The organism is Actinosynnema sp. NPDC023794 (assembly GCF_040639675.1).
GTDB lineage: Bacteria > Actinomycetota > Actinomycetes > Mycobacteriales > Pseudonocardiaceae > Actinosynnema > Actinosynnema luteola.
In genome coordinates this window covers 81,934-103,839 of record NZ_JBFAFR010000027.1, presented here as the reverse complement: position 1 = coordinate 103,839, position 21,906 = coordinate 81,934, and the positions used below count along the sequence as shown (strand labels likewise).

Here is a 21,906-nt window from a genome sequence, read left to right as displayed (position 1 = left end):
CGTACCGCTGTGTCGGTCGTTCGACTAGGATTTCGGGCGATGTTGAACTTCCTGTGATCATCGGCACTCCGCTCGCGTAGAGCCACGCTCCGCGAGCGCTTCTCCACACCCTCCGCACCGATGACTCGGCGTTTGCACGCCGGGAACAGGAGTCTGCCTTGCGCACCGCGCATCACGCCCTAGTGGCCCAACTGGCGCTGCACGACGTCACCAAGAGCTACCAAGGCCACGTCGTGCTCGACGCGGTCTCGTTGTCCGTCAAGCCCGGCGAGAAGGTCGGCGTGATCGGCGACAACGGTTCCGGCAAGTCCACCCTCCTCGCCGTGGTCGCGGGCCGGGTGGCGGCCGACAACGGCGAGGTCACCGTGGTCTCGCCCGGCGGGATCGGGTACCTGGCCCAGACGCTGGACCTGCCGCCGCACGCCACCGTGGCCGACGCCGTCGACCTCGCGCTGGCCGACCTGCGCGAGCTGGAGGCCCGGATGCGCCGGGCCGAAGCCGACCTGGCCGGACCGCACGCCGACCCGGAGCACTACGCGTCCCTCGTCGAGCGGTTCGAGGCGAGGGGCGGATACGTGGCCGACACGAGGGTCGACGTGGCCCTGCACGGCTTGGGGCTGCCCGGGTTGGACCGCCGGCGGACGCTGGGCACGTTGTCCGGCGGCGAGCGGTCGCGGCTCGCGCTGGCCGCGACGCTGGCGTCCTCGCCGGAGCTGCTGCTGCTGGACGAGCCGACCAACGACCTGGACGACCAGGCCGTGGCCTGGTTGGAACGGCGCCTCGCCCGGCACACCGGGACCGTCGTCGCGATCACCCACGACCGCGTGTTCCTGGAGCGCGTCACGTCGACCATCGTCGAGGTCGAAGCCGGACGCGTGGCCCGGTTCGGCGACGGCTACGACGGCTACCTGGCCGCCAAGGCCGCGGACCGGGCACGGCGGCTGCGCGAGCACGAGGAGTGGCGGGCCGAGCTGGCACGACAGGAACGGCTGCTCGCCTCGGCCGCGCGACGGTTGGGCGAGATCCCCCGGAAGATGGACAAGGCGGGGTTCGGCGGCGGCCCGTTCCGGGCCAGGGGCCGGGCCCACGGCGCGATGAGCCGCATCCGCAACGCCAAGGAACGCCGGGCGCGCCTGACCGGGAACCCGGTCGCGCCGCCGCCGCAGCCGTTGCGGTTCTCCGCGCGGCTCGGCGGCGGCGGCGCCGAGGAGTGGGCGGCCGAGCTGTCGGACGTGCGGGTCGGCGACCGGCTCCTGTTGCCGCGCCTGACCGTGCGACAGGGTGAGCGGCTGCTGGTGACCGGTCCCAACGGCGCGGGCAAGACCACGCTCCTGCGGGTGCTCAGCGGTGAGATCCGTCCGGACGCCGGCGTGGTCGACGTGCCGGGTCGGGTCGGGCACCTGCGGCAGGAGGAAGCGGGCTGGAGGCCCGAGCTGACCGTGCTCCAGGCGTTCGCCGAGGGCCTGCCCGGTCACCCGGACGAGCACGTGGACGCGGTGCTTGCCCTGGGCCTGTTCGACCGCCGGGACCTGCGGACGCGGGTCGGCGAGCTGTCCTACGGGCAGCGGCGGCGCGTCGAGCTGGCCCGACTGGTGACCAGGCCGGTCGACCTGCTGCTGCTCGACGAGCCGACCAACCACCTGTCACCGGGTCTGGTCGAGGACCTGGACCGGGCGTTGGCGGACTACCCGGGCGCTCTGGTCGTGGTCACGCACGACCGGCGCACGCGGGCCGGGTTCGACGGCACGCGCCTGCACCTGGAGGACGGCCGGGTGGTGTGATCACGTCGCGGCGGCGGCCGACCGGTGCAGGTCGGTCGCCGCCGCGAACGGCCGCCACGCGACCGCGGCCACGCCCGCCACCACCACGACCGCGAACCAGAACGGCGTGGTGATGCCGAACCGACGGGCCGGCGGGCCGCCGACGAGCGCGCCCAGCGCGGACCCGCCGACGACGGGGCAGGAACAGGCAGGCGTAGGCGACGGGCAGCGACACGTGCCCCGTCCAGGTCGCCGCGCCCGGCCCGGCCACGATCGCGCCGCGGGCCGGGTTCGCCGCCACGGCCGGCTTCCACCGGTCCAGCCGGTCGCCCCGCTGACCGGCGAGAACGGCAACCGCGGCAGCTGCTGGGCGAACACCGCGCCCGCCACCAGGGCCGGGTCGTCGGTGAGCGAGGCCAACGGCAGGGGGCCGGCGGCCGTCGTGATGCCGTCGCCGGAGTCGGACACGGCGGGGGCGAACCACAGCTTGGTGAGTCCGGTCCCGGTCGGCGCGCCGTGCCGACGGACATCGGCGACCACGCCGCCCGGGCACGCGGATCGACGCCCGTTCAGCCCCGGACGGAGCCCGCCGAGAGCGATGAGGTGGTGGACAGACCGGCCCGGCGGCGCGGATGATTCGCGCAGTCGCGAACTACTGGGGGGTACCCGCGCATGGCCTCGCCGTTGGACAACCCGGCCTGGACGTCGTTGACCGGGCCGCACGCCCGCTTCGCCGAACGGCACGGCCAGGTGGTGCGCTACCCGGAGGACGTGGCGACGTTCGTGGGCCTGCCCGACCGGCCGGACGAGCGGGTGTGGTCCGACGTCGCCGCGCTCGCCGGACCGGACGCGATCGTGCCGATCACCTCGCCGCTCGCCCCGCCCGGCGATTGGGAGGTCGTCGAGCGCATCGACGTGGTGCAGCTGGTGGAGGACGGCCTGCGGGTCGCCGAGGACGTCGAGGCGGTCCGGCTCGGGCCCGCGGACGTGCCGGAGATGCTGGACCTCGTGGAGCGCACCCAGCCCGGGCCGTTCCGGCCGCGGACCGTGGAACTGGGCGCCTACCTGGGCATCCGGCGCGACGGCGCGCTGGTCGCGATGGCCGGCGACCGCCGGGGTGGACCGAGATCAGCGCCGTGTGCACCGATCCCGCGCACCGCGGCCAGGGCCTGGCCACCCGGCTGGTGCTCGCCGTCGCGGCGGGCATCCGGGCCCGCGGCGAGCAGGCGTTGATGCACGCCGCCGTTACCAACACCTCCGCGATCCGGCTCTACGAGTCGCTGGGCTTCCGGGTGCGCACGCCCGCGGTCATCACGCTGCTCCGCGTGCCCGCGCACGCCGCGGTGGGGCAGCCCGCCTGACCGGACCTGAGTCGGCGGACGGCCCGGCCGACAGCCCGGCCACGAACCGGGCGACGGGCTCGGCCGCGATGTCGCGCGCCTTGACGTCGCGGCGCCGACCGATGTCGTCCAACGTCATCCGCCGGGCCGCCTCGGTCGACTCCACCCTCGGCACGGTCACGGTGAACGTGCCGCCCCGGCCCGGGGCTCTGCGCACCGACACCGTGCCGCCCAACGCCGCCGGCAGGTCCGACATGGCGGCGTGGACGCCCAGTCGCGCGCGCGGTGCGCGGCGCGTCATCACCGGGGAACAGCCGTCCCACCGGCGGGAGGACGTCCACGACACCGGACAGGCCCGCACTCGCCGACGACCTGAGCGGCTGGTGGTTCACCCGGCCGGCCCGATGCCGATCGAGGGCGCCGACCCGGGCGCGATCGGTTCAGCACGTGCGGGCCGGACGCCGCCGGGACGTTCGCCATACTGGACGGCGAGCCGAAGACCGCCGGCCGGACGGGGGAGGTGGTGCGGTGGTCCGCAAGGTCCTGACCGCGCCCCTCTACGGCCTGGCGCTCGGCCTGCTGTCCCTCGTCGGACTGGTCCAGCTCGTGGTCGTGTTCGTGGTCGGCCACGCGGGCGTGCCGCCGCCGACCGAGCCGATCCGCTGGGCGCGGTGGCTGCCCGAGCTGTGCCGGCGGCTGGTCGGCCGGTGGTCCGGCACGCCCGTGCCGACGCCCTACCGACCGCCGCCGCCCGCGCCCGAACCGGACGTCGACGGCTGGTACCGCGTCGAGGACCAGCTCTACCCCACGCCGTGGATCACGGTGTTCACCCGGCGGTGGGACTGGCTGATGGGGGACCCGGCCACCCACCGCGACCACGGGTGGACGCTGCTCAACCCGGTCGTCGGCGGCGTGCCCGCGTTGCTGCCCGCCGGGCTGATCGCGGCGGGCGCGTGGCGGCCCGCACCGCTCGGGGCGCTGCTGGTCGCGGCGGGGTTCGCGGTCGCGTTGCCGGTGATGCGCTGGCAGACGAGGTGGACGCCGGTGCTGCTCGGGCCGACCGGCCGCACCGGCCGTACCCGCACCTGGGCGTGGATCGCGCCGCGCGCCCTGGCGGTGGCGCGGCTGGCATGGGTCATCGGCGCCGCGGTCGGCGGGCTCGGGCCGGCCGCGCTGCACGTGCTCGCGATCTTCCCGACGTTCCTGCGGTGGTGGCCGGAGGTGGTGCCGGCCGGCCGCCGCGTCGTGCGACGCCGCCGGGCGGAGCTGACCCGGTGGACCGGGCTGGACGTGCCCGAGCCGTACCTGCCCGAACCCGGACCGCCGCAACCCGAGGCGGACGGCACCTACCGGCTGCGCCGCCCGCTGGTCACCGTGCTGTACCGCTCGGCCGAGGAACTGCGCCAGGCCCGACGGCGGCAGTGGACCGTGCGCGACCCCGCGGCGTGGCGGGACCTGGTGTGGCTGCTGGTGAACCCGCTGCTCGTCGTGGTGATCGCGGCGGCGCCGGTGGCGCTGGTCGGCTACGGGTTCGTGGGGCTGGTGTGGGTCGCGGCGTGGGCGCAGCTCGTGCGGCTGTTCGTGCCCTACGACGGGTGGTTCGCGTGGACGTCGCTGACCGACCTGGCGCCCGCGCTGGGCGTGGTGCCGGGGCCGTTGTCGCCGTTGGCGGGGCTGGCCGCGACCGCCGCCGGGTTGGCCTTGGCGCCGTGGTCGCTGCTCGCGTACGCGCGGGTGAGCAGGCTGCTGCTCGCGCCGACGAAGGCGGCGGCGCTCGCGCGCCGGGTGGACCGGCTCACCGAGACCCGTGCGGACGCCAGCGACGCGCGCGCCGCCGAGCTGCGCCGGATCGAACGGGACCTGCACGACGGCGCGCAGGCGCAGTGGGTCGCCTTGGGCATGCGGCTCGGCGTGGTCGAGCAGCTGATCGACCGCGACCCGGAAGCGGCGAAGGACCTCGTCGCACAGGCACGGCGGGCGTCGGCGGACGCGTTGCGGGAACTGCGTGAGCTGATCCGCGGCATCCACCCTCCCGTGCTCGCCGAACGCGGCCTGGCCGACGCCCTCCGCGCGTTGGCGATGGACACGCCGCTGGACGTCGAGGTCGATGTCGACCTGCCGGGGCGCGCCGAGCCGCCGATCGAGGTGTGCGTGTACTTCGCCGTGCGGGAACTGCTGACCAACGCGGTCCGGCACGCCGGCACCACGACCGCGCGGATCGACCTCCGGCACCGCGAGGGCGTGCTGCGCGTCGAGGTCGCCGACGACGGCCGCGGCGGGGCCGACCCCCGCGCGGGCACCGGACTGCACGGCGTGCGACGGCGCATCGCTACGTTTGACGGGACGCTGTCCCTGAGCAGTCCGCGGGGCGGCCCGACCAGCGTGATCCTGGAGATACCGTGCGCGTTGTCCTTGCCGAGGACCTCTACCTCCTCCGAGACGGGCTGACCCACCTGCTCACCGCGCACGGCTGCGACGTCGTGGCCGCCGTCGAGACCGGACCGGAGCTGGCCGAGGCGATCGAGGAGCACTCGCCCGACGTGGCCGTCGTGGACGTCCGGCTGCCGCCGACGTTCACCGACGAGGGGTTGCAGACCGCGCTGGAGGTGCGGCGCAGACGTCCCGGGCTGCCGGTGCTCGTGCTGTCGCAGCACGTCGAGCAGCTGTACGCGCGGGAGCTGCTGGCCGACGGCGCCGGCGCGATCGGGTACCTGCTCAAGGACCGGGTGATGGACGCGGCGCAGTTCGTCGACGCGGTGCGCCGGGTGGCCGGCGGCGGCACCGTGATGGACCCCGACGTCATCGCGAAGTTGCTGGCGGGCAACGCGACCAAGCAGCCGCTCGCCGCGCTGACCCCGCGTGAGCGGGAGGTGCTGGAGCTGATGGCGGAGGGCTGCTCCAACGCGGCGATCGGCCGGCGGCTGTCCATCGGCGACGGCGCGGTCGGCAAGCACACCGCGAGCATCTTCGCCAAGCTCGGCCTCGCCCTCTCCGACGACACGAACCGCCGCGTCCTGGCCGTGATCGCCTACCTGAACAGCGACCGCCAACCCTGACCGCACCCCGCGTGTCGAACCCTCAACGCCCGCGTGTCCTGCGTTCGGAACGACCGTGTCCTACGTTCAGGACCCCCGAATTCGACGCTCAGGACCCGCACGGGGGTGGGGCTGGATCCACCACCGGCACGGGGCCCAAGCGGATTCCCCGTGGACGACGGCGTTCCTAGCCTTGGCGTGCACACCAGGACAGGACGCCGGGCACGCCGGCAGCGGGGGGACTCCTCATGACCCGGACCAGGCGTGGCCGGTGGCTGTGGCCCGCGTTGCTGCTGATCACCTGGGTGGTGATCGGCGGCGTGGGAGCCGACTACCAGGCACGGCTCGGCGAAGTGCTGGAGAACGGTGCCGAGGCGTTCCTGCCCGCCTCGGCGGAGGCGACCCGCGTCGCCGAGGCGGAGGAGGAGTTCCAGACCGAGGCGACCTCACCGGCGCTGCTGGTCTTCACCCGCGACGGCGGCCTCACCGAAGCCGACCGGACCCACCTGCGGGCCGCGCGGGACCGGATCGCCGGGCTCCGGCACCCCGACCTCGACCCGCTCGGCGGCCTCGCCGAACGCACCCCGCCCGTCATCCCGTCGCCCGACGGCGAAGCCGCGCAGATCGTCGTCGCGCTGGACGCGGCCCTGGGCGACCAGGAAGTGGGGGTCGCCCGGGAACTGCGCCGCATCGCGGGCGACGGCCTCCCGGCCGGCCTGGAGGTCCACCTCACCGGCCCGGCGGGCATCGGCGTCGACCTCGACGGCGTGTTCGGCGCCATCGACGGCATGCTCCTGCTCGTCACCGTCGGCGCGGTCGTCGTCATCCTCCTGCTGATCTACCGCAGCCCGCTGATGCCGCTGATCGTGCTGACGTCCAGCGGCCTGGCGCTGACCACCGCGTCCGCCGCGGTCTACCTGCTGGCCCGCGCCGACGTGCTCACCCTCGACAGCCAGGGCCAGGGCATCCTCATGGTGCTGGTGTTCGGCGCCGCCACGGACTACGCGCTGCTGCTCGTCGCACGGTTCCGCGAAGAACTGCACCTCACCGCCGACACCCACGCCGCGATCCGGACGAGCGTGCGGGCGTGCGTCGCGCCGCTGTCCGCCTCGGCCGGCACGGTCGCGCTCGGCCTGCTGTGCCTGCTGCTGTCGGACCTGAACAACAACCGCAGCCTCGGCCCGGTCGGCGCGATCGGCGTCGCCGCGTCCCTCGCGGTCACGCTCACGTTCCTGCCCGCCCTGCTGGCCCTGTGCGGCCGTGCCGCGTTCTGGCCGTTCCGCCCGCGGCACGACGACCGGCCCCCGCGGCACGGCCTGTTCACCGCGGTCTCCGCCCTGGTGCTGCGCAGGCCGCGCACGATCTGGGCGGGCACGCTGGCGCTGCTGCTGGCCGCGGCGTCGTTCGCACCCCAGTTCCGCGCCTCCGGCCTGGACTACGTCGACACGTTCACCCGGGACACCGAGTCGGTGCGCGGCCTGGAGGTCTCCGCCGAGCACTTCCCCGGCGGCGCGAACCTGCCGGCCACGATCATCGCCACGACCGCGCGGCGCGACGCGGTGATCGCCGCCGCACGGGCCGTGGAGGGCGTCGCCGGCGTCACGCCCACCGTCGCCCCCGCCACCGGGCAGCCACGGGAAGCCGGCGGGCGTTCGTCGATCGACGTGACGCTGCACGACATCGCCACGTCACGGGCGGCGCAGGACACCGTCGTGCGGCTGCGCGCCGCCGTGCACGCCGTGCCCGGCGCGGACGCCCTGGTCGGCGGCGACAGCGCGGCCCTGCTCGACACCCGCACCACCGCCGAGCGGGACCGCCGGGTGATCATCCCGGCGCTGCTGGTCGTGATCCTGCTGATGCTGGCCCTGCTGTTGCGCTCGCTCCTCGCGCCGCTCCTGCTCACGCTGACCGTCGCGGTCTCCTACGCGGCGACCATCGGGGTGGCGGCGCTGGTGTTCAACGACCTGTTCGGGTTCGCCGACGCCGACCCGAGCCTGCCCGTGCTCGCCTTCGTGTTCATCGCCGCCCTGGGCACCGACTACAACATCTTCCTGATGCACCGGATCAGGGAAGAAGCCGCCGGGGAGGGCGCCCGGGAAGGCGCCCGGCGCGGTCTGACGCTGGTCGGCGGGGTGATCGTGTCCGCGGGCGTGGTGCTGGCCGCCACGTTCGCCGCCCTGGCCGTGCTGCCGCTGGTCGGCCTGGTCCAGATGGCGTTCCTGGTGTCGTTCGGCGTGCTGCTGGACACCCTGCTCGTGCGGTCCCTGCTGGTGCCCGCCCTGACCGTCCACATCGGACCGAGGTTCTGGTGGCCGGGGCGTGCGTCCGGACGGGGGACGGCGGTGTCGGGTGCGGCGCCGCGCGGGTAGTGGTGGACTGGGACGACGTCCGACGAACCAGGTGAGGATGGAACATGGCTCTGGAGCAGGCCCGGGCAACGACCCCGACCACGGCGCCGTGGTGGACCTCGGCGGTGGTGTACCAGGTGTACCCGCGCAGCTTCGCCGACTCGAACGGTGACGGCGTCGGTGACCTGGCGGGACTCGCGTCGCGCCTGGACCACCTGGAACGGCTCGGCGTGGACGTGATCTGGCTGTCGCCGGTGTACGCCTCCCCGCAGGCGGACAACGGCTACGACATCTCGGACTACCAGGCGATCGACCCGGTGTTCGGCACGTTGGCGGACTTCGACGCGTTGTTGGCGCAGGTCCACGCCCGGGGGATGAAGCTGGTGATGGACCTGGTGGTCAACCACACCTCCGACGAGCACCCGTGGTTCGTGCAGTCCCGGTCGTCGCGCGACAACCCCAAGCGGGACTGGTACTGGTGGCGTCCGCCCCGCGACGGTTTCGAAGCCGGTCAGCCGGGCGCGGAGCCGACGAACTGGGGGTCGTTCTTCTCGGGCCCCGCGTGGACGCTGGACGAGGCCACGGGCGAGTACTACCTGCACCTGTTCGACCGCAAGCAGCCGGACCTGAACTGGGAGAACCCCGAGGTCAGGGAAGCCGTGTACGAGATGATGCGGTGGTGGCTGGACCGGGGCGTGGACGGCTTCCGGATGGACGTCATCAACCTCATCTCCAAGGACCCCGACCTGCCCGACGGCGCCACCACCGGCGTCGGCGGCCTCGGCGACGGGTTCCCGCACGTCGCCACCCGCCCCGGCGTGCACGACTTCCTGCGCGAGATGAACCGCGAGGTGTTCGGAGGACGGGCCGGCGAGTTCCTGACCGTGGGGGAGATGCCGGGCGTGACGTGGGAGCAGGCCCGGCTGTTCACCGACCCGGCGCGGGGCGAGGTGGACATGGTGTTCCAGTTCGAGCACGTCTGGCTCGACCAGGGGCCGGGCGGGAAGTTCGACCCGAAGCCGCTGGACCTGCGCGACCTGAAGGCGTCGCTGGGCCGCTGGCAGACGGCGTTGGCGGAGGTGGGCTGGAACAGCCTCTACTGGAACAACCACGACCAGCCCCGCGTGGTGTCGAGGTTCGGTGACGACGGCGAGCACTGGCGCGAGTCGGCGACCGCGCTGGCGACCGTGCTGCACCTGCACCGGGGCACGCCCTACGTCTACCAGGGCGAGGAACTGGGCATGACGAACGCGCCGTTCGCCGGCGTGCACGAGATGCGCGACGTCGAATCGCTCAACCACTACCGCCAGTCCGTCGCCGCCGGCGCCGACCCCGAATCGGTGCTGCGCGGTCTGCGCGCGATGGGCCGCGACAACGCCCGCACCCCCGTGCAGTGGGACGCCACCCCCAACGCCGGCTTCACCACCGGCGAACCGTGGCTCGCCGTGAACCCCAACCACACCTGGCTCAACGCCCAGACCCAGTACGACGATCCCCGCTCCGTCTTCAACCACTACCGCGAGCTCATCCGGCTGCGCCACGAACTCCCCGTCGTGGCCCTCGGCGACTTCCGCATGCTCCTGCCCGACCACCCGCACGTCTACGCCTACGAACGCACCCTGGACGACACCCGCCTGCTCGTCGTGGCCAACCTCGGCGGCACACCGCAGACCGCCGAACTGGACCGCGAGTGGTCCGCCGCCGACGTCGTCCTGACCAACACCGGCGAGGCGCCGATCTCGCCCGGGCGGGTGGACCTCCGGCCGTGGGAGGTGCTGGTCCTCACCCGGTCACCCGCGGCCTGATCGCGCGGATCGCGGGGAAGCCGCCCGGCAAGTTCGTTTCCGCCGACAGGCCTCCTGCCGGGCGATCACAATCGCCTCGCCCGCCGGTCGGCAGCGCGACGGAGGGGACGGTGGAGGCGTCGGACGTGCCACGCGCGGTGGCCGCGAGCGCCTCCACGTCCGCCGCGCTCGGTCTGGCGGTCGACGACACGGTCGTCCTCCAGGCCTCGAACACGCTCGCCCTGCGCCTGCTGCCGTGTGACGTGCCGGCCCGGGTGGCGCACCAGGTCGCGCGGTTCGAGACCGACCTCGCACAGCGGAGAACAGCGACCTGCCGGCCGTCCACCACCGCTCGGGTCACGTGTGCCGCGACGGTCACCTGTTCCGCGGCAACGTTCCGAACGCGAAGTTCCGCACTGGGAGTTCAAGGACGCGAAGAAGACCGAAAGCGCCGGCCCGAATCGCCGCTTCCTCCTACGAAGTCGTCGTGGGCCGAGCTGTGAAGAACCTTCCTCGCCGCTCGCGACCCGGTCGCCGAGGCGAGAATCGTGATCCGAGATGCCCGCCGACGCACCCGCGGTGACGGCTGCTGAAGTTCCGTCTTGCGCAGCCTGCACGTGGTCGAGGAACGCGGCGAGGAGCCGCCGCCTGATCAGGTCGGCCTAGGAGGCGTGGCGCGCTGCCTCGCTCGGCGCCGTTCCCGCGGCGACGCGCTGCCGCGCGGCTTCAAGGCGCGCGGCCCGTCGTTCCGCGCGGTCCGCGTTCGACTCCCGGTCGAGCATCCTCCGAGAAGACTTCCCCCCAGCCTGTGGGAAAGATGGTCGGTGTGGGCACACCGTGACCCGCACGAGACGATGGCCATCGTCGAAAGCGAGCAACAATGAGCACCACATCACCAGACGCCACCGAAGCCGCCGCGGCCGAGCAGGCACTGATCGCGGGCGTTCCCGCGCGCATGGTCGCGGCCTGGGCCGCACACGACGCGGACGCGTTCGCCGACCTGTTCACCGAGGACGGCGCCCTGATCCTGCCCGGGGTGTACAAGAAGGGTCGCGCCGAGATCCGTGAGTTCATGGCGCACGCGTACGAGACCCACTACAAGGACACCACTGTCACCGGCCGGCTGATCGACATGACGCGACTGGCCCCAGGCGCCGTCGCGGTGCTGACCGTCGGGGGCGTGCTGCCAAAGGGCGAGTCCGAGTTGTCGGCGGAGAACGCCATCCGTGCTTCGTGGATCCTCGTCAAGCGGGACGGCGACTGGAAACTCGCCGTCTACCAGAACTGCCCGCGGGACACAGAGACCTCCTGACGGGCGTCCACAAGAGCGTTGTGGCCCTGAAGAACGACATCCGTGTGCGTATCAAAGGAGAACTGTCGTCCCGGTTCAACCAGGACGGTGCGTGAGTGCTCCTGGACCGTTCGGTGCGTCGGGCACCTCGGCAATCCAAGAGAAGCTCGGCGTGACAGGTGACTGTGACTCTTACCCGAAGGGCTGAATCCAGGTCCCGGGAGAAGGAGGACCGTCGTGGCTACGACGTCACCTCGCGAGCGTGCCGTGGTGCTCGGCGGGAGCATCGCCGGTGTACTGGCAGCCAGGGTGCTCGCCGAGTTCTACCGGGAAGTCGTGGTCGTCGACAGGGATCCGGTCGTCGGAGTGACTGTTGCCCGGCGCGGAACACCCCACACCCGGCACGCGCACGGCCTGCACGCCCGCGGGCACCTCATCATGGAGGAGCTGTTTCCCGGCTTCACCGAGGATCTCATCGCGGCCGGCGTGCCGACCGGCGACCTGGGCGAGATGCGCTGGTACTTCAACGCCCGCGAGCTGCGTCCCAGCCACACCGGGCTGCTGTCGGTCACCGCGCCCCGCCCGCTGCTGGAAGGACACGTCCGGCTCAAGGTAGCCGCACTGCCCAATGTGGAGTTCCTGGAGGAGCACGACATCCTGGGGCCGGTGACCAACGAGGAGGGCACCCGGGTCAGCGGCGTGCGGGTCCAAGCGCGCGTCGACGGCTCCGAGGAGCGGACGCTGCACGCCGACCTGGTGCTCGACGCGACCGGGCGCGGCTCCCGCACCCCGGCGTGGCTGGAGCGGTTGGGCTACCCGCGTCCGGTGGAAGAACGAGTGAAGGTCGGCCTCGCCTACACAACCCGTCTCTACCGCACCCAGCCGCAGTGGTTCGGCGGTGTGCAGTCGATCAACCCGGTCGCATCGCCCGCGCACCCGCGCGGCGCGTTCTTCGGCCAGATCGGCCGCGACACGTGCATCCTGTCGTTGACCGGCATGCTCGGCGACCACCCGCCGACCGACCCGGAGGGGTTCCTGGAGTTCGCCCGGTCGCTGCCCGTGCCGGAGATCTACGAGGCCGTCGCCGGGGGCCAACCGCTGGACGATCCGGTGAGCTTCGGGTTCCCGGCCAGCGTGCGCAGGCACTACGAGCGGTTGGCCCGGTTCCCGGCCGGCCTGCTGGTCATGGGGGACGCGGTGTGCAGCTTCAACCCCGTCTACGGACAGGGCATGAGCGTGGCCGCGCTGGAAGCGCTCACCCTGCGCGACCACCTGCGTTCGGCGCCGGGCGAGCCGGACGCCGCCGCGTTCCTGCGCGCCGTCTCGAAGGTCATCGACGTCCCGTGGGAGATCTCCGCGGGCGGCGACCTCGACTTCCCGCGGGTCGAGGGTCGCCGCACGCTCAAGGTCCGGGCAGGCAACGCCTACATGGCGCGACTCCAGTACGCCGCCAGCCGGGATCCCGAGGTCACCGGCGCGTTCATGCGGGTTGCCGGGCTGATGGACCCACCGACCGCGCTGATGAAGCCGGGCATGGTCGTCCGCGTGCTCCGGCACAGCCTGCGCCGCCCGCGGCCGGGGCCGTCCAGGTCCGCCGCACGGCGGGTGCACACCCCGACACCAGAGATCATCAACCGGGATGACGGTTCGTGAACGTGGGTTCCGCCCATCCCGAACCGCAGTCGCTCAACAGCACCCTGCGCGACGTGGGCGTGCGCGCCCTCACCGAGGCCGGTCACGACGTCCAGGTGTCCGACCTGTACGCGATGAAGTGGCGGGCGGTCTTGGACTAGGACGACTTCGGCGAGCTGACCGAGGAGCGGCCGGCCCTGCCCAACGTGCTGGTGCAGGCGTGCCAGAACGGCACGCCGAGCCCGGACATCCGCGCCGAGCACGAGAAGATCGCCTGGGCCGCCGCGCTGGTGGTGCACTTCCCGCTGTGGCGGCCGGGCATGACCGCGATCCTCAACGCAGCGGCCCCAGGCTGATCCCGGCGATCAGCCTGGCCTTCATCGTGGGCGGACTCCGCTGTTCACCGGCGTGTCCACGGACGGCACCTACATGGGTGACATCTACTGAGGTCTGAAGGTCCTGGCCTCGGTGCGTGCTTCGTCGCCGGCGCCATCGCGTCGCCGGGCGGCGTCGGAGATCGTCTCCGACCCAGTGCTCCGCGTGCGGTCCGGAGAACCGAGGGCCGCGCTCAGCCGTCCTTGAGCGCCCTGCGGTAGGCGCGGAGGTCGTCCACGAACAGGTCCGGCTCCTCCATGGCGGCGAAGTGGCCGCCGCGATCGAACTCCGCCCAGTGCACGATGCTGGTGAAATCGCGTTCGACGAACCGGCGGATCGGCTTGAACAGCGCCCCGGGGTACACCGCGACACCCAACGGCGCGGACACCGTCGGATAACGCCCGGTGGTCACGTTCACCGGCAAGGCGTCGGCCACCTCGTAGTACAGCTGGGCGGACGACCCGCCGGTGCCGGTCAGCCAGTAGATCATCGCGTTGGTGAGGATCCGGTCGCGGTCGATCGCGTCCTCCGGCACCTCCGCGGAGTCCGTCCAGTCCTTGAACTTCTCCACGATCCACGCCAACTGGCCGACGGGGGAGTCGGACAGGCCGTAGGCGACGGTGTGCGGCCGGGTCGCCTGCAACTTCATCGACCCGGACAACTCGCGGATGAAGCGCGCGTGCAGGTCCAAACGGGCCTGGTCCTCGTCGCCGAGCCCGACCAACTCCTCCGGGTCGCCGCTCGGCGTGGTCACCAGCGTGTTGAGGTGCACGCCCGCCACGTGCTCCGGGTCCACCAGGGCCAGCACGATCGACGCCCCCGAACCGAAGTCTGCACCCTGCGCCACGTACCGGTCGTAGCCCAGCTCGCGCATCAGCGTGGCCCACGCGCCGGCGATCCTGGTCAGGTCCCAGCCGGTCTGCGAGGTCGGCCCGGAGAACCCGTAGCCGGGGAACGAAGGGATCACCAGGTGGAACGCGTCGGCAGGGTCGCCGCCGTGCGCGCGCGGATCGGTCAGCGGGCCGATCACGTCCAGGAACTCCGACACCGAGCCCGGCCAACCGTGGGTGATCACCATCGGCAGCGCGTCCGGCTCGGGCGAGCGGACGTGCAGGAAGTGCACGTTCGCGCCGTCGATCGTCGTGGTGAACTGCGGGAACTCGTTGAGCCGCGCCTCGGCGGCACGCCAGTCGTAGTCGGTGCGCCAGTAGTCGACCAGCTCGCGCAGGTAGGCCGGCGGCACGCCGCGTGTCCAGCCGACGTCGGGCAGGTCCACAGGCCAGCGGGTGTGGTCGAGCCGACGGCGCAGGTCGTCGAGAACGGCGTCGGGAATGTCCACCCGGAACGGTTGCATAACGACTCCTGTCAGCGTGGAGAATGCCGGTCACGCGTATCGGCGTCGCAGTGCGAGTGGCGGTGGATGCGCGCCGCGTGTGCAGCGCATGGCGATCCGATGGCGGCCGATACCCACTTGAGTGATCCTCCCTTCGACCGCTTCGGGTACGCATCTCCGGGGTTGCGGAACACTCCTCGACCGAGCGCCCCTCGCGCGGCTCGAACAGCGCCGCCCCCGACAGCGCGAGCGCGTTTCCGCTCCGGTGCCAACACCGGACACCGCAATCACGGACAACATGCGGTGCCGACACGGTGCCACGATGGGACGTCGTCCTGCGGGAGGTAGTAGGGGCAAGACCCGTGTCAATGCCCTACAGGACCACACCCGAGGCCGCTGAGGAGAACCAGCGGCTCAGCGCGCAGGTGTTCGCCGAGCCGCGCGTCGTGCCGGAGTCACGCCTGTCCGCAATCCGGAAGATGCAGGGACCGACGCGTGGTGCGACGGTTCTAACGCCGGCACGGTGCCCTGACCGTGCACGCGGAAGCACAACTCGAACTTCGCGGCCGGTTTCTTAGGAGGACATGGTGTGGACCACCACCAACGCTCCGACACGGGAGCAACTCGTCCAGCGAGTGTCGGAGGTGGGTCCGCTGCTGCGCGGTCACGCCGCCTGGGCAGACGAGAACCGACGCCTGCACGAGGAGTCCATCGAGGCCCTGGCGGACGCCGGTGTGTTCAAGATGCGCGTGCCCAAGCGCTACGGCGGGTACGAATCGGACACTCGCACGCTGGTCGACGTGGCCGCGGAGATCGGTCGCGCCGACGGCGCGACGGCGTGGGTCACGTCCGTCTACTCCATCCCCACGTGGATGACGTGCCTGTTCCCCGACGAGACGCAGGACGAGGTGTTCAGCACCCCTGACGTGAGGGTGTGCGGGACGCTGAGCCCGACCGCGATGGCCACGCCCGCGGAGGGCGGCGTCGTGGTCAACGGCAAGTGGGGGTTCGTCAGCGGCGCGCTGCACAGCCACTGGCAGGAGATCCTGTGCGTCCTGGTGACCGGCGAGGGTGAGCCCATGCCGATCATGGCGCTGGTGCCGATCTCGGAGTTGCAGATCGTCGACGACTGGCACACCTCAGGCCTGCGCGGCACCGGCAGCGTCACCACGGTCGCCGAGAACCTGTTCGTGCCGCAGCACCGCGTGGTGCCGCTGCCGGCGGTGCTCCAAGGCCAGGGTGCGTCCAAGGCGAACGCAGACAACCCTGTCTACAAGGTGCCGCTGATGCCGGTGGCGTCCGCGTCGTCGGTCGGCAGCGTGCTGGGCATGGGCCGCGCGGCGCGGGAGGCGTTCCTCGAACGGCTGCCCGGCCGCAAGATCACCTACACGTCGTACGAACAGCAGAGCGAGGCTCCGCTCACGCACTTCCAGATCGCCAACGCCACCATGAAGCTGGACGAGGCGGAGTTCCACGCCCATCGGCTGGCCGGGCTCGTCGACGCGAACGGCACCGAGTGGACGATCGAGGAACGGGTGCGGGCCCGCGCGGACCTCGGTGCCACGTGCGCGCTCGTGAAAGAGGCCGTGGACATCCTCAACGCGGCCAGCGGCGGCTCGTCGATCTACCAGGACGTGCCGATCCAGCGCATCCAACGCGACGTGCACGCGGTCAACCTGCACGCGCTGATGAACGCGAACACCAACGCCGAGCTGTACGGTCGAGTCCTCTGCGGACTCGAGCCCAACTCCCTCTACATCTGACACACCACGATCCCGGCCCCGATCTGGCTGCTTCGCGCGAGCCGTCCGCGCGGCGCGGTCGGGCACGCGGTCGGGCACGCGGTCGGACCAGCTACCACCCGAGGTCCAAGGGAGCCCACCGCAGCGCACCACCTCGAAACCTCCAGGCTCCTCCGCACCCGGATTCCGGGCGGCTCATCAACGAGTGCAGACGTGCCGCGTGCACTGCGGCGACGACTTCTCGGGCGGCACACGGGCCGACGGCGCGATCAACCGAGTGCCACCTCGCCAACACGCGCGACTACACCGCCCGCGATATGCGTGCCACTCCCAAAATGCGCTCTCGGATGCAATTCCGACTGTCCCGAAAATATGATCTTACCTGGGGCAATCTAAAAGATGTAATGGTTCAACCGTCGTCGAATAATAGGCCACGAGCTGTCCACTCACCACCGTGAGGAGCTGCAGTCGTGACGACTTCCGAGGCGAAACCGAATTCCGGATCAGCGGGCGTGCCGTCCGCGCAGGAACTGGTCGAACTCGACCGCCGGCACTTGGTCCACCCGCACCAGCGCCGTGACCGTCCGGAGCGGTACGTGGTGGTCCGCGGCCGGGGCTCGACGGTGTGGACTGCGGACGGCACCGAACTGCTGGACGCCGCGGGTGCGGCCAACTGGCTCGCACAGGTCGGCCACGGCCGCCCGGAGCTCGTGCAGGCGGCGGCCGACCAACTCGCCGAGCTGGCCTACTTCACGAGCTTCGACGTCTTCTCCAACGACAAGTCGATCCGGCTCGCGGCCAGGCTGGCGGCGCTCGCTCCCGAAGGCATCAACAAGGTGTTCTTCACCAGCGGCGGCTCGGAGGGCGTCGACACCGCCATCAAGGCGGCGCGGCTGTTCCACAACCGGACGGGTCAACCCGACCGCACCTGGATCATCGCCCGTACGATGGGCTACCACGGCGCCACCTACGGCGGCGGCACCGCGACCGGGTTCGAGATGCTGCACCACGGCACCGGTCCGCACCTGCCGCACGTTGCGAAGGTGACGCCGCCCTGGGTGTATCGCGCGCAGGATTTCTGCGGCGACAGGAACTTCACAGATCACCTCCTCGACGAGCTGGCCGCGACCATCGAGGAAATCGGGCCGGGCAACATCGCCGCGATGATCGGCGAACCCGTGATGGGCGGCGGCGGCATCCTGATCCCGCCGGACGACTACTGGCCGCGCGTGCGGGAAATGCTCGCCGCCAACGGCATCCTGCTGATCGCCGACGAGGTCGTCACCGCGTTCGGCCGCACCGGCGTGTGGTTCGACTCGGTCCGGCGCGGCATGGATGCCGACATCATCGTCACCGCGAAAGCGCTCACCAGCGGGTACCAACCGCTCGGCGCCGTGCTGATGCGCGACGACATCGCCGAGGCGCTGGTGGACGAGCAGTTCGCGCACGGCTTCACCTACTTCGGCCACCCGGTTGCCTGCGCGGTCGCCCTGACAAACCTCGACCTGATCGAGCGGGAGGGCCTGGTCGAACGGGCCGTGGAGATCGGCGAGTGGTTCACCGAGCACCTCGCGCCCCTGCGGGACCTTCCCGTCGTCGGCGACGTCCGGGTCGCCGGCGCGACCGTCGGCATCGAGCTGGTCGCCGACAAGGCCACGCGCGAGCCCCTGATGGCGGGCGACGCGGCGCGGGAGATCCGGGACGCGCACCGGGTGGTGGTGCGCGACTACGGCCCCACCCTCGTGCTCGCTCCTCCGCTGGTTTTCGAGCAGCACGAGGCCAAGCGCGTCGCGGACGCCCTGCACGAGGTGCTGTCCAGGCTCGACGGCGACGGCCGGCTCGCGCCGCGTTGACGGCGGCTCGGGATGTTCCGCCAGTCGACCAGGACCAACGGAGGCAATCGTCCATGTACGACTACGTCGTCGTCGGCGCGGGCTCGGCGGGCTGCGTGCTCGCCGCCCGGCTCAGTGAAGACCCCGACGTGCGGGTGTGCCTGATCGAGGCCGGCCCCACCGACGCACACAACAACATCCGGGTGCCGCTGCACACCGGGACGCTCATGCGGAGCAAGTACGACTGGGACTACGACACCCACCAGGAGCCATGGCTGGGTGGGCGGCGGCTGTACCTTCCGCGCGGCCGGATGCTCGGTGGCACCAGCTCGATGAACGGCATGGTGTACATGCGTGGCAACCCCTTGGACTACGACGGGTGGGGCATGCCGGGGTGGAGCTACGCCGAGATGCTGCCGTACTTCACGCGCGTCGAGGACAACGAGCGCGGCGCGTCGGAGCACCACGGCGTCGGCGGGCCGCTGTCCGTCTCGGAGGGTCGTTCGGGCAACCCCATGTCGACCGCGTTCCTGGCCGCCGCGGTGGAGGCGGGACACCCGGAGAACGACGACTTCAACGGCCCGCGACAGGACGGGTTCGGCCTCTACCAGGTGACTCAGCGCGACGGGCGGCGGTGGAGCAGCGCGGACGCGTTCCTGCGGCCCGCGCTGGGCCGGCCGAACCTGACCGTGGAGACCAACCTCCAGGTGCACAAGGTCCTGCTTGAGGGAACCCGTGCGGTCGGCGTGCTCGCCGGGCGGCTGGACGAGCTGGTGGAGATCCGGGCGGACCGCGAGGTCGTGCTGTCCGGCGGGGCGTACAACTCGCCGCAGTTGCTGATGCTGTCCGGGATCGGACCGGCCGACCTGCTGACCTCGCTCGGTGTCCCGGTCGTGCTCGACCAGCCCGAGGTGGGTGCGAACCTCCAGGACCACCCGACGGCCAACCTGGTGTTCGCGCACTCCGAGCCGGTCAGCCTGATCACCGCCGACACGCCGGAGAACCGGCGGTTGTTCGCCGAGGAAGGCCAAGGGCCGCTCACGTCGAACGTGCCGGAATCCGGCGGGTTCGTCCGCTCGCGCGGCGACCTGCCCGCGCCCGACCTCCAGTTCCACGTGTGCCCGCTGATGCTCGTGGACGGCGGGCTCGGCGTGCCGACCGGGCACGGCCTGTCCTACGGGGCCTGCCTGCTCACACCGGAGAGTCGCGGCACCGTGCGGCTGGCCACCGCCGAACCCACCGCCAAACCCATGATCCTGCACAACTACTACGAACAGGAAGCCGACCTGCGCGCGATGGCGCAAGGGCTGCGCATCGGCCTCGACATCGCCCGGCAGCAGGCCCTCAAGCTCTACACCGAGAGCCCGTTCGACGTGCCGGACAGCGAGTCGGAGGCGGACCTGCGCGAGTTCCTGCGCCGGAGCACGCAGACGTTGTTCCACCCGGCGGGAACCTGCGCGATGGGCACGGTCGTGGACGCCGACTTGCGGGTCATCGGTATCGACGGACTCCGCGTGGCCGACGGCTCGGTGATGCCGACTGTGGTGCGCGGCAACACCAATGCGCCGATCATGGCCATCGCCGACAAGGCGGCCGACCTCATCCTCGGCAGGCCCGGCCCGACACCGGCGCCGCCGGCGGCTCTCCCGCACGGTGCCGCTTGACACGAGGCACGCACGAGGAAAGGGCACGCGCAGAAGGCCGACGCACGAAGCAAGAGCACGCACGACGAGGGGCGCGCATGAAGGAGACGCCATGAAGACGGTCACCTCGACCGACGGCACGACGGTCGCCTGCGAGCGATCGGAGGACGGGCCACCGGTGGTCCTCATCGGTGGCGGCCTGGCCGAGCGGTCCACGTACGCCGAACTCGCCGACCTGCTCTCTCAGGACTCCACGGTCTTCAACCACGACGCCCGCGGGCACGGAGTTCCTGTCGGCCGAGGTCTGACATGAGGCCCTTCGCGGTAGACGTCCCGCAAGCCGACCTCGACGACCTGAGGCTGCGGCTCACCCGCACCCGGTGGCCGGACGCGCACGCCGGCGGCTGGGAGCGCGGCGTGCCGCTCCCGTACCTGCGGGAGCTGGTCCGGTACTGGTGCGAGGACTACGACTGGCGTGCCGCGGAGGCGCGGATCAACGCGCACCCGCAGTACATCACCGAGATCAACGGCGCCACGGTGCACTTCCTGCACGTCCGTTCCCCCGAGCCGGGCGCGGTGCCGTTGCTGCTCACCCACGGCTGGCCGGGATCGGTGGTCGAGTTCCTGAACGTGGTCGGCCCGCTGACCGACCCGCGCGCCCACGGCCTGGATCCGGACACCGCGTTCCACGTCGTGATCCCGTCCCTGCCCGGGTTCGGGTTCTCCCAGCCGCTGACGCCGGGTTGGGAGGCCGGGTCGATCGCGTCGCTGTGGGCGGAACTGATGGCCCGGCTGGGGTACGGCCGGTACGTCGCACAGGGCGGCGACGTCGGCTCGGTGATCTCCATCGAACTGGGCCGCCAAGCGCCCGAGCACGTGCTCGGCGTGCACGTGAACATGCTGCTCACCTACCCGCCGGACGACTCGGCCGCGTTGGCGGAGCTGGACGGCGCCGACCAGGCCCGACTGGCCGCGCTCGGCCGCTTCGAGTCCGAACTGTCCGGCTACATGAAGGTGCAGTCGACCCGGCCGCAGACGCTGGCCTACGCGCTCACCGACTCCCCGGTGGCCCAGCTCGCGTGGATCGTGGAGCGGTTCAAGGACTGGACGGACTGCGCCGAGGTGCCGGAGGAGGCCGTGGACCGGGACGCCATCCTGACGAACGTGTCGCTGTACTGGCTCACCGCGTCGGGAGGCTCGTCGGCCCAGCTGTACTTCGAGGGCGCGAAGCGAATGGAGCGGGCGATTTCCGGGGCCGCCAGCCCGCCGTTGACGGTGCCGCTGGGCGTGGCGGTGTTCCCCAAGGACATCTTCCTGCCGGTGCGCAGGCTGGCCGACCGCCAGTACGACACGATCACGCGGTGGACGGAGTTCGAGCGGGGCGGGCACTTCGCGGCGCTGGAGCAGCCAGCCGACTTCGTGCGCGACGTGCGGGCGTTCGTCGACTCGATCCCGGGCGTCCGGCAGTCCCGGGTGCCGCCGGCCACCTGAACCCTCGCACGACATCCGCCGTGCCAGAGGCGATGTATGAGCCTCGTTGTGGGCGATGTTGCGCTGCGCCGTTCGTGAGTGCCCGTTCCCGAGCTTGAGCAGATGAGGGACCTTTGGCGCGGAGACAAGGGAACTCCTGGTAGGTCGGACGGTGTTCATGCGCCGCTCTGCCAGGAGTTCCGTTGTCATCGTGCCCGATCCCGCGGGCGGTTCCGCCGTGGATACCCTGTGCTGCCGCCTGAACCGCCTCCCGCCCTGGCCCACGGTCCACAAGCGCTTCGCCGCCCGGGAGAAGGTCGG

At 71.8% G+C, this 21,906-nt stretch carries 18 protein-coding genes and 1 pseudogene; 16 read left to right on the top strand and 3 right to left on the bottom strand.

Features of this window, described 5'->3' with window-relative positions; translation table 11 throughout:
• Positions 1 to 182 precede the first annotated feature (182 nt).
• Positions 183 to 1,781, top strand: a complete 1,599-nt coding sequence (locus AB0H12_RS35375) for a TlrC/CarA/OleB/SrmB family ABC-F type ribosomal protection protein (protein ID WP_499628773.1) — start codon at positions 183 to 185, stop codon at positions 1,779 to 1,781.
• Here the strand turns inward: AB0H12_RS35375 and AB0H12_RS35370 are convergent, their stop codons facing one another.
• Positions 1,782 to 2,300 carry a hypothetical protein gene (locus tag AB0H12_RS35370; protein ID WP_499628758.1) on the bottom strand — a complete coding sequence of 173 codons (519 nt, stop codon included), beginning with the start codon at positions 2,298 to 2,300 and terminating at the stop codon, positions 1,782 to 1,784. It lies immediately after the preceding gene.
• 132 nt (positions 2,301 to 2,432) lie between these two features.
• Here AB0H12_RS35370 and AB0H12_RS35365 point away from each other — a divergent pair.
• Positions 2,433 to 3,121 (top strand): annotated as a pseudogene (locus tag AB0H12_RS35365) (GNAT family N-acetyltransferase).
• Here the strand turns inward: AB0H12_RS35365 and AB0H12_RS35360 are convergent.
• The gene (locus AB0H12_RS35360; protein WP_499628757.1) at positions 3,072 to 3,401 is read right to left on the bottom strand and encodes a hypothetical protein; all 330 of its coding nucleotides are present in this window, start codon (positions 3,399 to 3,401) and stop codon (positions 3,072 to 3,074) included. The pseudogene AB0H12_RS35365 and the gene AB0H12_RS35360 overlap by 50 nt on opposite strands.
• Before the next feature lie 227 nt (positions 3,402 to 3,628).
• Between AB0H12_RS35360 and AB0H12_RS35355 the strand changes: the two genes are divergently transcribed.
• From AB0H12_RS35355 to AB0H12_RS35315, 9 genes are all read left to right on the top strand, one after another.
• Positions 3,629 to 5,548 carry a sensor histidine kinase gene (locus AB0H12_RS35355; RefSeq protein WP_499628756.1) on the top strand — a complete coding sequence of 640 codons (1,920 nt, stop codon included), beginning with the start codon at positions 3,629 to 3,631 and terminating at the stop codon, positions 5,546 to 5,548.
• Positions 5,500 to 6,156 carry a response regulator gene (locus tag AB0H12_RS35350; protein WP_499628755.1) on the top strand — a complete coding sequence of 219 codons (657 nt, stop codon included), beginning with the start codon at positions 5,500 to 5,502 and terminating at the stop codon, positions 6,154 to 6,156. Before AB0H12_RS35355 ends, AB0H12_RS35350 begins: the two co-directional genes overlap by 49 nt.
• A 227-nt stretch (positions 6,157 to 6,383) precedes the next feature.
• Positions 6,384 to 8,504 (top strand): MMPL family transporter, encoded by a 2,121-nt coding sequence (locus AB0H12_RS35345; protein WP_499628754.1) that lies wholly within the window; start codon positions 6,384 to 6,386, stop codon positions 8,502 to 8,504.
• A 44-nt stretch (positions 8,505 to 8,548) separates the two neighbouring features.
• Positions 8,549 to 10,288 (top strand): glycoside hydrolase family 13 protein, encoded by a 1,740-nt coding sequence (locus AB0H12_RS35340; RefSeq protein ID WP_499628753.1) that lies wholly within the window; start codon positions 8,549 to 8,551, stop codon positions 10,286 to 10,288.
• A 581-nt stretch (positions 10,289 to 10,869) separates the two neighbouring features.
• Positions 10,870 to 11,151, top strand: a complete 282-nt coding sequence (locus AB0H12_RS35335) for a hypothetical protein (RefSeq protein WP_499628752.1) — start codon at positions 10,870 to 10,872, stop codon at positions 11,149 to 11,151.
• Positions 11,148 to 11,579: an SgcJ/EcaC family oxidoreductase gene (locus AB0H12_RS35330; RefSeq protein ID WP_499628751.1), complete on the top strand. Its 432-nt coding sequence runs from the start codon at positions 11,148 to 11,150 to the stop codon at positions 11,577 to 11,579. The genes AB0H12_RS35335 and AB0H12_RS35330 overlap by 4 nt, the downstream gene beginning before the upstream one ends.
• Positions 11,580 to 11,795: 216 nt before the next feature.
• Positions 11,796 to 13,211, top strand: coding sequence for an FAD-dependent oxidoreductase (locus AB0H12_RS35325; RefSeq protein WP_499628750.1), 1,416 nt, complete (start codon positions 11,796 to 11,798; stop codon positions 13,209 to 13,211).
• On the top strand, positions 13,208 to 13,351 hold the full coding sequence (locus tag AB0H12_RS35320; RefSeq protein WP_499628749.1) for a hypothetical protein: 144 nt from the start codon (positions 13,208 to 13,210) through the stop codon (positions 13,349 to 13,351). Before AB0H12_RS35325 ends, AB0H12_RS35320 begins: the two co-directional genes overlap by 4 nt.
• Positions 13,352 to 13,396: 45 nt before the next feature.
• Complete coding sequence (locus AB0H12_RS35315; RefSeq protein WP_499628748.1) at positions 13,397 to 13,546, top strand: hypothetical protein; 150 nt, start codon at positions 13,397 to 13,399, stop codon at positions 13,544 to 13,546.
• Between the two features lie 212 nt (positions 13,547 to 13,758).
• On the opposite strand, the gene AB0H12_RS35310 is transcribed toward AB0H12_RS35315, so the two are convergent.
• Positions 13,759 to 14,919, bottom strand: coding sequence for an epoxide hydrolase family protein (locus AB0H12_RS35310; protein ID WP_499628747.1), 1,161 nt, complete (start codon positions 14,917 to 14,919; stop codon positions 13,759 to 13,761).
• Between the two features lie 563 nt (positions 14,920 to 15,482).
• Here AB0H12_RS35310 and AB0H12_RS35305 point away from each other — a divergent pair.
• The 5 genes from AB0H12_RS35305 (at position 15,483) to AB0H12_RS35285 (ending at position 21,606) form a co-directional block, all read left to right on the top strand.
• Complete coding sequence (locus tag AB0H12_RS35305; protein WP_499628746.1) at positions 15,483 to 16,661, top strand: acyl-CoA dehydrogenase family protein; 1,179 nt, start codon at positions 15,483 to 15,485, stop codon at positions 16,659 to 16,661.
• A 449-nt stretch (positions 16,662 to 17,110) separates the two neighbouring features.
• Entirely contained in the window at positions 17,111 to 18,493 is a 1,383-nt protein-coding gene (locus AB0H12_RS35300) for an aminotransferase family protein (RefSeq protein ID WP_499628745.1), read from the top strand.
• 53 nt (positions 18,494 to 18,546) lie between these two features.
• Positions 18,547 to 20,136: a GMC family oxidoreductase gene (locus AB0H12_RS35295; RefSeq protein WP_499628744.1), complete on the top strand. Its 1,590-nt coding sequence runs from the start codon at positions 18,547 to 18,549 to the stop codon at positions 20,134 to 20,136.
• A 91-nt stretch (positions 20,137 to 20,227) separates the two neighbouring features.
• Positions 20,228 to 20,428, top strand: a complete 201-nt coding sequence (locus AB0H12_RS35290) for an alpha/beta fold hydrolase (protein WP_499628743.1) — start codon at positions 20,228 to 20,230, stop codon at positions 20,426 to 20,428.
• On the top strand, positions 20,425 to 21,606 hold the full coding sequence (locus AB0H12_RS35285) for an epoxide hydrolase family protein (protein WP_499628742.1): 1,182 nt from the start codon (positions 20,425 to 20,427) through the stop codon (positions 21,604 to 21,606). Before AB0H12_RS35290 ends, AB0H12_RS35285 begins: the two co-directional genes overlap by 4 nt.
• The last annotated feature ends 300 nt before the right edge of the window (positions 21,607 to 21,906 follow it).